General features: G+C 42.2%; 14 protein-coding genes, 1 rRNA gene and 1 riboswitch. Of the genes, 10 read left to right on the top strand and 5 right to left on the bottom strand.

Annotation, left to right across the window (positions count from 1 at the left end; genetic code table 11):
• Window positions 1-180: 180 nt before the first annotated feature.
• Window positions 181-1,470, bottom strand: coding sequence for a glutamate-1-semialdehyde 2,1-aminomutase (locus LQ188_RS25630; RefSeq protein ID WP_101225966.1), 1,290 nt, complete (start codon window positions 1,468-1,470; stop codon window positions 181-183).
• Window positions 1,471-1,614: 144 nt separating this feature from the next.
• On the bottom strand, window positions 1,615-1,935 hold the full coding sequence (locus LQ188_RS25625; protein WP_101225967.1) for a hypothetical protein: 321 nt from the start codon (window positions 1,933-1,935) through the stop codon (window positions 1,615-1,617).
• 151 nt (window positions 1,936-2,086) lie between these two features.
• On the opposite strand from LQ188_RS25625, the gene LQ188_RS25620 reads away from it, so the two are divergent.
• Genes LQ188_RS25620 through LQ188_RS25610 form a run of 3 tightly spaced genes read left to right on the top strand, consistent with a single transcriptional unit; the run spans window position 2,087 to window position 4,724 of the window.
• Entirely contained in the window at window positions 2,087-3,094 is a 1,008-nt protein-coding gene (locus tag LQ188_RS25620) for an ATP-binding cassette domain-containing protein (RefSeq protein ID WP_034305344.1), read from the top strand.
• Between the two features lie 48 nt (window positions 3,095-3,142).
• Window positions 3,143-3,934 (top strand): ABC-2 family transporter protein, encoded by a 792-nt coding sequence (locus LQ188_RS25615; protein WP_072272421.1) that lies wholly within the window; start codon window positions 3,143-3,145, stop codon window positions 3,932-3,934.
• Window positions 3,935-3,938: 4 nt separating this feature from the next.
• Window positions 3,939-4,724 (top strand): ABC-2 family transporter protein, encoded by a 786-nt coding sequence (locus LQ188_RS25610; RefSeq protein ID WP_230178787.1) that lies wholly within the window; start codon window positions 3,939-3,941, stop codon window positions 4,722-4,724.
• A 42-nt stretch (window positions 4,725-4,766) separates the two neighbouring features.
• On the opposite strand, the gene LQ188_RS25605 is transcribed toward LQ188_RS25610, so the two are convergent.
• Window positions 4,767-5,243 (bottom strand): acyl-CoA thioesterase, encoded by a 477-nt coding sequence (locus LQ188_RS25605; RefSeq protein WP_230178786.1) that lies wholly within the window; start codon window positions 5,241-5,243, stop codon window positions 4,767-4,769.
• Window positions 5,240-7,546, bottom strand: a complete 2,307-nt coding sequence (gene metE / locus LQ188_RS25600) for a 5-methyltetrahydropteroyltriglutamate--homocysteine S-methyltransferase (RefSeq protein ID WP_230178784.1) — start codon at window positions 7,544-7,546, stop codon at window positions 5,240-5,242. Before metE ends, LQ188_RS25605 begins: the two co-directional genes overlap by 4 nt.
• A gap of 145 nt (window positions 7,547-7,691) precedes the next feature.
• A riboswitch (cobalamin riboswitch) is annotated at window positions 7,692-7,883 on the bottom strand.
• 244 nt (window positions 7,884-8,127) lie between these two features.
• Here metE and LQ188_RS25595 point away from each other — a divergent pair.
• The 5 genes from LQ188_RS25595 to perR all read left to right on the top strand — a co-directional run bounded on the left by LQ188_RS25595 (window position 8,128) and on the right by perR (window position 11,894).
• Window positions 8,128-8,547 carry a potassium channel family protein gene (locus tag LQ188_RS25595; protein WP_101225970.1) on the top strand — a complete coding sequence of 140 codons (420 nt, stop codon included), beginning with the start codon at window positions 8,128-8,130 and terminating at the stop codon, window positions 8,545-8,547.
• Between the two features lie 62 nt (window positions 8,548-8,609).
• Window positions 8,610-9,080 carry a thioredoxin-dependent thiol peroxidase gene (gene bcp, locus LQ188_RS25590; RefSeq protein ID WP_230178782.1) on the top strand — a complete coding sequence of 157 codons (471 nt, stop codon included), beginning with the start codon at window positions 8,610-8,612 and terminating at the stop codon, window positions 9,078-9,080.
• A gap of 11 nt (window positions 9,081-9,091) precedes the next feature.
• Window positions 9,092-10,201 (top strand): aminopeptidase, encoded by a 1,110-nt coding sequence (locus LQ188_RS25585; protein ID WP_230178781.1) that lies wholly within the window; start codon window positions 9,092-9,094, stop codon window positions 10,199-10,201.
• Between the two features lie 148 nt (window positions 10,202-10,349).
• Window positions 10,350-11,294, top strand: a complete 945-nt coding sequence (locus LQ188_RS25580) for a D-2-hydroxyacid dehydrogenase (protein ID WP_101225972.1) — start codon at window positions 10,350-10,352, stop codon at window positions 11,292-11,294.
• Between the two features lie 162 nt (window positions 11,295-11,456).
• Window positions 11,457-11,894 carry a peroxide-responsive transcriptional repressor PerR gene (gene perR / locus LQ188_RS25575; RefSeq protein WP_179086146.1) on the top strand — a complete coding sequence of 146 codons (438 nt, stop codon included), beginning with the start codon at window positions 11,457-11,459 and terminating at the stop codon, window positions 11,892-11,894.
• A 101-nt stretch (window positions 11,895-11,995) separates the two neighbouring features.
• On the opposite strand, the gene LQ188_RS25570 is transcribed toward perR, so the two are convergent.
• The gene (locus LQ188_RS25570; protein WP_101225973.1) at window positions 11,996-12,349 is read right to left on the bottom strand and encodes a YgzB family protein; all 354 of its coding nucleotides are present in this window, start codon (window positions 12,347-12,349) and stop codon (window positions 11,996-11,998) included.
• Between the two features lie 175 nt (window positions 12,350-12,524).
• Between LQ188_RS25570 and LQ188_RS25565 the strand changes: the two genes are divergently transcribed.
• Both LQ188_RS25565 and LQ188_RS25560 read left to right on the top strand, forming a co-directional pair.
• Window positions 12,525-13,400, top strand: coding sequence for a nucleotidyltransferase-like protein (locus LQ188_RS25565; RefSeq protein WP_101225974.1), 876 nt, complete (start codon window positions 12,525-12,527; stop codon window positions 13,398-13,400).
• A 269-nt stretch (window positions 13,401-13,669) separates the two neighbouring features.
• Window positions 13,670-13,790: ribosomal RNA gene (locus tag LQ188_RS25560) — 16S ribosomal RNA — on the top strand; the annotation flags it as partial.

Genomic DNA, 13,790 nt, shown 5'->3' with positions numbered 1-13,790 from the left:
TAAATATTCAGAAATCAATTTTTTATACAATGGACTGGATGCTGTGATTGGCGGGATTTTTGTGAGGAGTGGCTTCAAATGCCAATATTAAAGATTTATTACAGGGAAATAAGAAACCCTCAAGATTGATGTACATCCTGAGGGTGTATAAAAAATGCATAATTATGCTGATTTGATTTATTATATTAGGTTTTTGAATGCATGTTCAACCGCTTTTAGAGTATAAGCGATATCATCATCAGTGTGAGCAATCGTCAAGAACCAGGCTTCGTATTTGGAAGGTGCCAAATTGATTCCCTGGTTTAGCATGAGTTTGAAGAACTTAGCGAACATTTCGCCATCCGTATTTTCCGCCTGCTCATAGTTTTCAATTTTTTCTGTCGTGAAATAGATCGTCAACGCCCCTTTAAGGCGGTTGATGGTGATCGGTACATTATATTGGCGGGCTGCTTTCAGGATACCTTCTTCAAGGATTTTCCCCAGCCGGTCCAGCTCGTCATACAGCCCCTCTTCTTTAAGTACTTCTAAGCAAGCTATCCCGGAAAGCATGGAAGCCGGATTTCCTGCCATCGTACCCGCTTGATAGGCCGGTCCCAGCGGTGCGACAGAATCCATGATCTCTTTTTTACCGCCATAGGCACCAATAGGAAGCCCGCCCCCGATGATTTTACCAAGCGCGGTCAAATCGGGTTGAATTCCCAAAAAGTCCTGTGCCCCTCCGTACATGAAGCGGAACGCTGTGATGACCTCGTCGAAAATGACTAGTGATCCGGCTTCGTGAGATAATGAAATGACATCTTCCAAAAAGCCGGGGCTTGGCTCCACGATTCCGAAGTTGCCGACGATCGGTTCAACCAGCACGCCAGCAATTTCATTACCCCATTTATCCAGTGCTTCTTTAAATGGCTCAATATCATTGAAAGGTACCGTGATGACTTCTTGTGCGATGCTTTTGGGAACGCCGGCAGAGTCCGGTGTTCCTAAAGTGGACGGGCCAGAGCCTGCAGCGACGAGAACAAGGTCGGAATGTCCATGGTAACAGCCTGCAAACTTGATGATCTTATCGCGTCCTGTGTAAGCGCGGGCAACGCGGATGGTGGACATGACTGACTCGGTTCCTGAATTGGTGAAGCGGACTTTATCCATGGATGGTATGGCTTCTTTCAACATTTTGGCAAATTTGACTTCATGTTTGGTCGGTGTGCCGTATAAAACGCCCGTTTCTGCTGCTTTAACGATCGCCTCCGTAATATGTGGATGCGCATGACCTGTGATGATCGGGCCATATGCAGCTAAGTAATCGATATATTTATTGCCATCAACATCCCAGAAATAAGCACCTTTGGCATGATCCATCGCAACGGGTGAACCGCCGCCTACAGCTTTGTAGGAACGGGATGGGCTGTTAACCCCGCCAACGATATGTTCCAATGCCTCTTTATGTAAAAGCTCCGAATTACTAAAATCCAATCTTAAAACCTCCTAAAAATATAAACATATTTCCCCTTAATCATAGCACTTTTTCGTCCGTAAATCTGGGGTCGAAAACTGGGAAATGTGATTCATTCACTGATGGAAGAGCTGCAGCCTTATAAGCATCAGGGTTCCGGGCCATCATTCTGTATGCGAAATAGGGTCGGATTTCAAAACTCCTGTTATGAAAGTAAGAATGGCCAAGATGGTGTCAGGGTTTTCGATGTCGAAGGATTGGCGGTTCATTTCGCCCTGGGCTTGGTAATAGATTAGCTGGCCGGTCCCTTTCTCTTCATTAATGAGGAGGTGGAAACTGATGGGTGTGCTTTCGATGGACCCGCTGGAATCCCTTTGGATGACCTGGCATAATAATTCACCGTACTCATCTTCATAAAGGAAGTCATATCGAAGGTCGAAAACGACTTTTTCAATTTGGGATAGTAATAATTTTTTGATATTCATAGCATACTCGTCTCCTTTATATAAGTATCTGGTACAACGGCCATTTCCTCCCTGAAAATGGTATATGGCATCCAAGCATTTTTATTGTCTAAAAAGGTTGGTTTGGATAAACTAATTCATTAGGACAAGAGATTACGGAGGATGTAACAGGATGAGTGATGCAATTCAAGTGAAACAGCTTCGGAAGGAATTTAAGTCGGCATCAAGCCGTTCAGGGCTAAAGGGTGCCTTCCGGGATTTACTTACCAGAAATTATAAGGTCGTCCCTGCCGTCAATGATATCAATTTTACTGTAAAAAAGGGTGAGATGGTAGCTTATATCGGGGAAAATGGTGCAGGGAAATCGACCACGATCAAAATGCTGACAGGTATTTTGGAACCGACAGCAGGTGAAATCACGGTCAATGGCATGAATCCGCATAAAGAAAGGGAAAAGTTCACCCAGACAATCGGAGTCGTATTCGGTCAGCGCTCACAGCTTTGGTGGGATATTGCGGTTCAAGAATCGTTTAGGCTGTTAAAAAAGGTCTATAAGGTAACGGATGAACAATATAACGATCATATGGAACATGTCATCAAGACGCTTGATATCGGTCCTTTGCTGGACAAACCAGTGCGTAAACTCTCGCTTGGTCAGCGAATGCGCTGTGAGCTTGCGGCAGCTTTGATCCACAATCCGCCTTTGCTGTTCCTGGATGAGCCGACAATTGGACTTGATGTGCTCGTGAAAATGAAGATTCGTGAGTTCCTGAAAGAAATCAATGAGAAATATAATACGACAATCCTTTTGACTACACATGATCTAGGAGACATTGAAGCATTATGTGAGCGTGTAATCATGCTTGATGAAGGACAAATCATCTATGATGGGGAATTGCAGAGTTTGAAAGATAACTGGGCTGAGGAAAAACAGATTCATTTTCAATTCATCGAGCCGATCGCATTGAAGGAATTACAATCATTAGCGCTCCCATTTACCGCTAACTGGGTTTATGATGAGAAAAATCAAACTTACATTGCCTTGTTGAAAGAAGAAAGTGATCATATTTCACAGCTTGTTTCAGCTGTCGTATCTCATTTTAAAATAAAAGACATCAAAATCCATGAAACGTCCATTGAAGAGATCGTTCGCAATATTTACGAAGAAGGCACTGTCTGACTCTCTTATCAATAAGAAACAACGTGTCTATCAAGAAGGGGGAGGGCCATGGGGAAGTATCTTGCCATGATCCGCATGCGTTTTTTAATGATGCTTGCGTATCGAACGGATTATTATACCGGCATTTTAATTTATAGCATTAATATCGGTGCTTATTATTTCTTATGGAATGCGATATATGGAGAAAAAAGCTCCATCGAAGGACTTTCAAGCATGCAGATGACAACCTATGTCGCGGTTGCATGGATGGCGCGCGCTTTTTATTTCAATAATATTGACCGCGAAATCGCCACTGAGATTAAAGACGGCAAGGTTGCCATTGAGATGATCCGGCCTTATAACTATTTAGGCATGAAAACGATGCAAGGACTTGGGGAAGGGATATTCCGTTTCTTCTTCTTCTCAATTCCGGGGATGCTGCTGGTAGCTTTCATTTTTCCTATCGAATTGCCGCACGAGCCGGCTACGTGGGGGATGTTCGGCATTTCCTTGCTGTTCAGCTTCATCATCAATACACAAATTAACTTATTGACGGGAATCACTACCTTTTTCTTATATAATAATGCCGGATTAATCCGCGCTAAAAGGGTTATCATTGATTTATTTTCCGGCCTGCTGCTGCCCATCAGTTTCTATCCTATATGGGCGCAGGAAGTGATGAAATATTTACCCTTTCAAGGGATCAGCTATGTACCAAGCATGATTTTTACGAATGGGTACAGTTCAGGCGAAATTGGCATGGCGCTTTTACAGCAGTTAATTTGGTGCATCATTCTCATAATACCGATTCAGCTTTTATGGATAGTCGCAAAAAAACAGCTGATTATTCAAGGAGGTTGACGGGATGTTTTATGTATCGATGTTTTTTCAATACGTGAGTCAATATATGAAAACAAGACTGCAATATAGAGCCGATTTCTTCATGGAAATCCTATCTGACCTGCTGAATCAGGTCGTGAATCTGGTATTTATCTTAGTCGTTTTTGGACATACACAATTTTTAAGCGGCTGGAGCCGTGAAGAAATCATATTCATTTATGGATTTTTCCTTATCCCATTCGCCCTTTTTTCAGCCTTTTTCAACATCTGGGATTTTAATGACCGCTATATCGTCAAAGGTGAAATGGACCGGATATTAACAAGACCGATACATAGCCTGTTTCAAGTCATTTTAGAAAGAATCGAGCTTGAAGCGTTATTTGGTGTTGTGACCGGTTTGATCATTATATTCTATTCGGGGATTTCATTGGATCTGCAGCTTGCGTGGTATGACCCGATTCTTTTCATCATTTTTGCAATAGGCGGGGCCCTTGCTTATGCAGCCATATTCGTTGCGATAGCAAGCATTGGTTTCTGGTCGGATGCGAAAACATCCATCATGCCAATGATATACAATATCGGGAACTATGGGCGCTATCCTGTTGATATTTATAATAAGGTCATTCGTTTTGTCCTTACATGGGTGCTGCCATTCGCGTTTGTTGGTGTCTATCCGGCATCTTATTTCCTTAGAAAAGAAGAGTGGTATGCATATGCATTTGCCACACCTGTAATTGGGGTAGCCTTTTTCATGATATCCGTATTCATATGGAATCAGGGAGTGAAGAGGTACCGCGGGGCAGGGAACTGAAAGAAACCCCTTCAACAGCATTCATGTTGAAGGGGTTTTTGTTTATTTGCGTTTATTCTTTCTTTCAATATATCTTGCTTGTGCTTGAACATATAGCTGCTTTTCCACTTCGGTTTCCGGAATGACCTGTGGTACGTTTGTCGGCTTACCGTCTTCATCAATGGCCAGCATCGTTAAAAAAGCACGGGCCGTAAGCTGTTTCTCACCTGTTAATAGGTTTTCGCGCTCCACTTTCACGAATACCTCCATTGATGTGCGATGGGCACATGTGACATAAGCTTCAAGGTTGATCGCATCCCCCGTCTTGATGGGGGCCAAAAAATCAAAAGAGTCGCTTGAAGCAGTCACAACGGGTTTTCGACAATGGCGCATAGCTGAAATGCAGGCTATTTTATCAACATAGGCCATTACTTTTCCGCCAAAGATGGTATTGTGATGATTTGTATCCGGTGGAAAAACAAGGTCGGTTAAAAAAGTCCGTGACTGCTGTGTTGGGTGGGCAACGTGCTTTTCAATCATTTGCCGGTTGGTTTAGCTAACAGGTTTTCACGGACGATTTTTGCTGCTTCGACCATGTTTTTCAGGGATGCGACGGTTTCCGGGATACCCCTTGTTTTCAGTCCGCAGTCAGGATTGATCCAAAACTGGTCTTTATCCAATACCTTGATCCCACGTTCGATCATATCGACCATTTCTTCCACTGCCGGCACACGCGGGCTGTGAATATCATACACACCCAGACCAATACCTTTTTCATATGTTTTTTCCTCGAATGCGGAAGCAAGCTCCCCATGACTGCGGGATGTTTCGATGGAAATTACATCGGCGTCGAGGGAGGAGATGACATCCATGAAACTGTTGAAGTCGCAATAGCACATATGCGTATGAATTTGGGTTGTATCCTCCACGCTTGATGTCGATATCAAGAACGAATTCACAGCCCAGTTCAAATATTCGTCGCGATCGCTTTTTTTCAATGGCAGACCTTCTCTAAGTGCAGGCTCATCGACCTGAATCATTTTGATTCCAGCGGATTCCAATGCAATCACTTCTTTTTCCAAAGCGAGTGCCAGCTGATAGCATACATTCTCCCTGGAAATATCATCACGGACAAATGACCAGTTCAAAATCGTAACAGGACCTGTAAGCATTCCCTTTACCGTCTTCTTCGTCAGTGATTGTGCGTATACACTTTCCCTGACTGTCATCGGTTCGATGAAATGGATGTCGCCGTAGATGACTGGCGGTTTCACACAGCGGGATCCATAGGATTGTACCCACCCCTTTTCTAAAAAGACGAATCCACCTAACTTATGGCCGAAGTATTCAACCATATCCGTTCGTTCGAATTCCCCATGAACAAGGACATCCAAACCGATTTCTTCTTGGATTTCGATCCACCTGCCGATTTCTTCGTTAACGAATGTTTCATATTGCGAAGCGGTCCATTCTCGTCTTTTGAATTTCCCGCGTGCTTGTTTAACATCAAATGTCTGCGGAAAGCTGCCGATCGTAGTAGAAGGAAGAAAAGGCAATTTGAAAAATGCCTGTTGTTTTTGGTAACGCTCTTTAAATGGAAGCTGACGGCCGGCGGTCCTGGTTTTAACCTTTTCGACATTGGATTTTACAGTTCCGTGATTCCGGGCATTTGAACTTGCTAACGTTTGAAGCGTGAATTTATTTGCATCGACTTTCTCGGCGATTGCTTCAAAGCCTTGATTATTCCCTTTGACCAAGAGTGTGATTTCCTCGAGTTTCTCATCAGCGAAAGCAAGGGCCTCTTTCACTTCGTTTGATAGGGCGGTTTCATTACGAACGGTCACCGGGACATGAAGCAGGGAACAAGAGGGCTGAAGCCAGATTCGGTCTTCGGCTACCATTGTCTTAAGAGTCTCGATCAATTGGATTTTTTTCGATAAATCAGAAAGCCAAATGTTTTTTCCGTCAATCACACCTGCAGCAAGCACTTTGTCCTTCGGAAAGCCGAATGCTTCCAGGTTGCTTAGATTCCTCCCTTTGTCATGTACAAAATCAAGACCGATTCCTTGGACTTGTAATTCGATGACTTCCTGGTAATGTTCCACGGCATCAAAGTATGTTTGTAGCATGATGTTCAGGTTTGGTGCTGCTTCATTCAGTTTTTCATAGAGGTAAGTAACAGTTTGCATATCTTCTTTGGAAATCGATGAAACAAGTGAAGGTTCGTCCATTTGAACCCACTTCACGCCTTCTTGCTCCAACTCCCGGAGGATTTGCGTGTATAGGGGAAGCAGGCTCAGGATGATGCCAGGGATATCTTGTTTTTTGAAGCCTTTGGAAAGGGAGATGAAAGTATAAGGACCGATCAACACTGGCTTTGTTTCAATTCCTAGCTTTTCCTTGGCTTCCCGATATGCTGCAAGTGGTTTATTTTCCGTTAACGTCAGCTGTGGCACCTTTAATTCAGGGACAATATAGTGATAGTTCGTATTGAACCATTTCGTCATTTCGGAAGCGACTTCATCATTGTTTCCGCGAGCCATTGAATAATAAACGGAAAGGGGAACGCTTCCGCTTTCATAGGCTGAATAACGTTCAGGAACAAGACCGAACATTACGGACATATCGAGCATTTGATCATAGAAAGTGAAGTCGTTGACAGGAATGATATCAATGCCTCGTTTCTTCTGTTTTTGTAAGTTGCCTAAACGGATGGCTTTTAGTTGTGCCGTAAATTCTGCTTCATCGATTTTACCGGACCAGTAAGCTTCCAATGTACGTTTCCATTCACGATCTTCCCCGATTCGAGGGTAACCCAAACTACTGCTTTTCAATATTCCCATCCTCCTATATTCATTTAATTGAGCAATAAAAAAAGCATTCCTAACCGTCAAAAGAGATGGTTAGAAATGCTTAAAATAAAGAGGCATGCAAAATGCCCCTTACAATTATAAGGTCCCTAACACCTCCCTATCTCCCGTAGGTTAAAACAGTGTTGTCGAAATAGGCAGGTCTCCTGACTTAGGGATTAACATTAGCGGCGGGCCTTCCCGATCCGTTGATCAGTGGCATTGGATGGCGCTAACACTCCCATTACAGTGGCGGGACCGTGCCGGAATTACACCGGACTTCCCTTTTAATCCTAATTTAAAATTAGGAACCTATTTCCACATATGAAATTTGATAAAACCTGTCTTGATAACTGTTTGCAGGTTAAAAATTTATAAAATAAAAACTATTATAAAAATTTAGACAATCTTAACATATCCGACCAAAAGGGTCAACATGGAAAAACGATTCAGGAAAAGTATCCGGTTATAAGGCGTGTGGGTGATAAGGATGAGGTCTGTTCCTAAAAAAGAATATATTGTTTGGACAGGGAGTATGTATAGAGGAAGTGGCGTTTTGAAATGGGGCGTGGGGGATGACTTTCTACATCTTGATTGCAGGAATCATTTTTTGCATGGTGATGAGCATTCGTACGTTATTTCTTGTTGAGTCGGGAGGAAAGAAGTTTTCTCTGGAGGATATGCTGTGGCTTGGCAATTTATATGCGACGATATTAGTTGGATTTGCACTGATTTATTTATTATACGAACTTCAGAATCATTCGGTGATTCTTGATATGGGCAATCGATTGGATGGCACTTTCTATGAACAGTTGAAGACTTCTTTTTATTTTAGTGCGATGACGATGTTTTCTGTAGGGTATGGAGATATAGCCCCGATTGGAATGGGCAGGATGATAGCTACGATTCAGGCTTTCATCGGTTATACACTGCCGGCAGCGTTCGTGATCCGGACGGTGATCGATTTGGAGCACAAAGATAGGAAGGATAAATGAAAGTTGTGTTTCTTTCGATTATTGGGTACTCTTACCATAATGAAAGAAATGGAGGGTTCAATATGACTGTTAAAATTGGAGAAAAAGCACCTGATTTCAAGCTCCCTGCAAACAATGGTGAAATGGTGTCCCTATCGGATTTTAAGGGGAAATATATTGTTTTATATTTTTATCCAAAAGATATGACGCCAGGTTGCACGACGGAGGCCTGTGATTTCCGGGACCATAATGAGCAATTTGAGGAATTGAACGCGGTCATCATTGGAATCAGCCCAGACCCAGCTGCACGTCATGAAAAATTCATCGAAAAACATGGATTGCCTTTTCTGCTGCTGGCTGATGAAAATCATGAAGCGGCTAAAATCTTTGATGTGTGGCAGTTGAAAAAGAACTTCGGCAAGGAGTATATGGGCATTGAACGTTCAACTTTCCTGATTGATAAGGCTGGTATGGTAGTCAAAGAATGGCGTAAAGTAAAGGTCAAAGGCCATGTCGAAGAAGCTCTTCAAACTCTTCGCGACCTCGAAAAATAAGGGACAGGCAGATGAAGGATGAGCGAATAACGAAGCTTGCAGCCAGGCTGATTCATCATTCGATACAATTACAGCCAAAAGAGAGAATCCTCATACGGGGGAATATCAATACGAAACCATTATTGAAAGAGCTGATTGATGAAATATACAGAGTGGGTGCTTATCCATATGTAGAACTCGAAGACGATGAAATAAGCCGCCACCTGTTACAAGGGAATGTAAAGGAACAACTTGACACCTCTTCACAATGGGCCTTGAAGAAATATAAGGATATCGATGCGGTAATCATCATCACCGGGGAAGAAAACGATGTGGAAATGACCGATGTTCCCATCGAGAGGCACCGTCTTCAAGGGGAGGCTATGAATTCCCCCACTCTTTTCTATGTAAACAACCGACGTTGGGTCTTGCTTAATTATCCCACCAACGCATCAGCGCAAAAAGCCGGCATGACCTTCGACAGGTACGAAGATTTTCTTTTGAATGTATGCAACATGGATTACGGGAAAATGGAGACGGCCTTGAAACCGTTAAAACAATTGATGGAACGAACTGACAAAGTCAGGATCGTTTCGCCAGGAACAGATTTGACCTTTTCCATCAAAGGTATGCCGGCCGTCATATGTGCCGGAAAAAAGAATTTACCTGATGGGGAAGTGTTTACGGCACCCATAAAAGATAGTCTCAATGGTATGATATCCTTCAACACACCAACAACCTATGAAGGATTCACCTTTAGTGACATAGAATTAAACTTGGAAAAGGGAAAAATCATTAAAGCTACTTCCAATCGTGACTCTGAAATGAACCAAATTCTGAATATTGATGAAGGGTCCCGGTTTATCGGGGAGTTCGCAATTGGGATCAATCCATACATATTGGAACCTATGGACGATATCTTGTTCGATGAGAAAATAAGCGGAAGTCTGCACTTGGCTCTTGGACTTGCCTATGAAGAAGCGGATAATGGAAACCGATCATCGATTCATTGGGATATGGTCTTGATCCAGCGTCCCGAATATGGGGGTGGTGACATCTTCTTTGACGACGTCCTGATAAGAAGGGATGGCGTTTTCATTTTGCCGGAATTAGATGCATTAAACCCAAATTCCTTAAAATAAAGCCTTTTTTAATAAGGCTAAGGCTTTTGTCCAACTCAAAAAGGGGACACCTGAATATGCTTTATTAAGGGAATACCTCCTCAGAGAAAGTTGCGCGGGACACATAGAGCCCGTGTTTTTTTATGTTAATTAAAAGGGAGAGATGAACATGTTAATACTTTCAACTGTCATTCCGAATGAAGGCATCCAAAAGAAGATGACGGAAGCTTTTCCTGACTTGAGCTTCATTTATCAAAAAGGATGGACGGATGGGCCGCTTCGTGAAGCGGAAATCTTAATTACATATGGTGAAGACTTAACTGAAGAAATCATTGGGATAGCTACGAACTTGAAATGGATCATGGTCATGAGTGCAGGGATGGAATTAATGCCATTTAAAGCCATAGAGGAAAGGGGCATTCTGGTGACGAATGCTAGAGGCATTCATAAAATACCGATGGCAGAGTATACGATAGGGATGCTTTTGCAATATGAAAAGAAATTGAAACTGCTTATGAAGAATGAAAAGGAAGAACTGTGGGATAGAAAGATTGAAGTAGGGGAATTGAACGGCAAGACGATGCTCGTTATTGGCGTGGGTGCAATCGGAGGGGAAGTGGCTCGTCTTGGGAAAGCCTTTCGGATGAAGACGATAGGAGTGAACCGGAGCGGGAAGCCAGTGGAATCCATCGATCACCTTTATGCCCTGGATAATTTATTGGAAGCCATACCGGGAGCCGATTATATCGTATCCGTCCTGCCAAGTACGGATGAAACGAAGGGCCTTCTGCAAAAAGAACACTTTGAAGCAATGAAAGAAACTGCAGTATTCGTGAATATTGGCCGCGGCGACCTGATTAACGATGAAATGTTGATCGAAGCCCTGGATGCCGGGGAATTATCTCATGCCATCTTGGATGTATTTGATCCGGAACCTTTAGGAAAAGGGCATCCGTTTTGGAGGATGGAGAATGTTACAGTCACTCCGCATCTTTCAAGTAAAAGCGGAGAATATTTACCAAGAACCTTTGCCATATTCGAAAAAAATATGCGTGAATACCTGAAAGCTGGAAAAGACTTCACCAATGTAATCGACTTATCCAGGGGATACTAAACTCAATGCAAAAATGGGAAAGATTCAATGTGTTCATGAATAAACTAAAAAAGAATGGTTAAGCCATTGAATTATTGACAAATTCAACGCATAAAAGGTACACTATTTATAAACATTATAATTTAAGAATGCATACTTAATGAGAAAAAGAGGTGGATGACGGTGTCTGAAGTTCAGTTAAAAGAAGCGTTGGATTCCTTAAAAGATACCGGTGTAAGAATAACTCCTCAACGCCATGCGATACTTGAGTATTTGATAAGCTCCATGTCCCACCCTACCGCTGATGATATATATAAAGCGCTGGAAGGCAAGTTTCCGAATATGAGTGTGGCAACGGTTTATAACAACCTGCGTGTGTTCCGTGAGGTAGGTTTGGTAAAAGAACTTACGTATGGTGATTCTTCGGCAAGGTTTGATTTTGTGACGACGAATCATTATCATGTAATTTGCCAAACTTGCGGGAAAATTGTGGATTTCGATTATCCTGCATTGGATGAAGTCGAGCATTTCGCAGCACAAGTCACCGGTTTCAATGTTAGTCACCATCGGATGGAAATCTACGGCGACTGTACGGATTGTGCGAAAAAAGAATCGCATTAAAAAAAGTTCCTCCACTTGGTTGGAACTTTTTTTCATGTTATGAAGGAAATGATACAATTGTTAAAGACTTCTTTAAAGGGAATTCAGCTAGCCGAATTCCTTTAGTCATGCAGGCTTTTCCGGTTATATTTTTCGTTGAATTCTTCGCCTTCCAACTTTTTGTCAAGTGTCAATGGTTCTTCACAATGCATGCAAATATCTACACGCCCTAGTATTTTTGTAGGTTTGCCGCAGTTAGGACAGACAACCTGGATCGATTTTGTGGAAAGCATTCCAATCCAAAAATAAACCCCTGTACTTGCGATTATGAATAAAAGGCCCAGCCCCATGAAAATCGTCATGACAACAGGATGCGTTTTGAAGAAAAGCCCAAGGTACATTACGATGAAGCCAATGAAAATCAAACTCAAAGCAAAAGTGCGTATTTTATTGATTTTGCTAGAATATTTAGCCATGGATTGTCCCTCCTAAAATATAACTTTAACTATAACATAAACAGCGGATGGAACAAAAAAGAAATAAAGGATACATATTACTTTTGAATTGAGATGGTTTGGGGTAAGGGAGATAAGCAGGAATTTGAAGAGTTTTGTCGAAAGTCTAAAAAAAAAGGTTTTGGAGGAATTTATGATGGAAGATATCCTTCGCCCGATTTATCAAGAGCGAGCAAGTTTAAAATCTACACTTGGAATCTTGTTAATAGAAAAAAGGGATGATAATAGCCCGATTACCGATACATTTGACTACATCCTTTTTGTGATTGCAGACGAAGCCGAAGAGGCCGTGTTTTTAAAGCATTACACTTACCGGGATAAAAAGGCAGCCTTGCATATCGTACAGGAAGACCAGTTAAAAGAATGGCTTCTATTAGGTACGAACCGCAAAGTGGTTGACTGGATATATAACGGGAAGGTTCTATTTGACCGGAATGAATATTTGGACCGTTTGAAAACAGAAATCCGGGAGTTCCCCTTCTATGGAAGGAAGTTAAAGATGGGGATGGAGTTTGCGAAGTTAATTCGCAGGTACATGGATGGGAAAAGCTTCTTTGAAAAAGGCCATTATCTGGAGGCATACAACCATATCGTTCATTCCTTGCATCACTTGGCCCGTTTGGAAATAATAGAACAAGGTTTTTATCCGGAGGTTACGGTCTGGAACCAAGTGAAGCATATGGAACCTGAGATCTATAAGTTATATAAAGAATTGATCAGCAGCGAGGAAACACTCGAAAAAAGATTGGAGCTTCTTTTCCTTGCGAGCGAATTTCTTATTTATTCGAGGACGAATGCAGGTTCACAGCATTTGATCGAAATAATGGGGACGAAAGAAGATCCGTGGACGATTGCGGAGCTTATGGAGCATCCGGAAGTTAAGTTTTATTCAGTCGACCTTGGTGTTTTATTGGAATATTTGATAGAGAAGAAGGTTATCGACGTCATCAAGGCGGAGACAAAAGGTCACGAGGTATATCACCGGTTTTATCGGGTATCAAAAAACTTTTAAAAAAATGCATTTTTATTGTTGACCAATAGTAATATAGGTGTTATATTAATACATGTCGCTGCGGGACATCAGCTTTCGCAGCTTCATCAAAACAAAAAAAATAAAAAAACATGTTGACAACAACGTTGAAGACATGGTAAGATGTAAAAGTCGCTTACGAAGTAAACGACAACGAAATTGCTCTTTGAAAACTGAACAAAACAAAGCGCCAACGTTAAATTTTAAGTGAGCACACACTATCAAAAAAGCAAATGAGCAAGTCAAACATTTCTTCGGAGAGTTTGATCCTGGCTCAGGACGAACGCTGGCGGCGTGCCTAATACATGCAAGTCGAGCGAATCGATGGGAGCTTGCTTCCTGAGATTAGCGGCGGACGGGTGAGTAACACGT

It is taken from the genome of Peribacillus sp. Bi134, assembly GCF_918698065.1.
GTDB lineage: Bacteria > Bacillota > Bacilli > Bacillales > DSM-1321 > Peribacillus.
The sequence above is the reverse complement of the archived record's forward strand: the minus strand, read 5'-3'. Positions and strand labels throughout refer to the sequence as shown.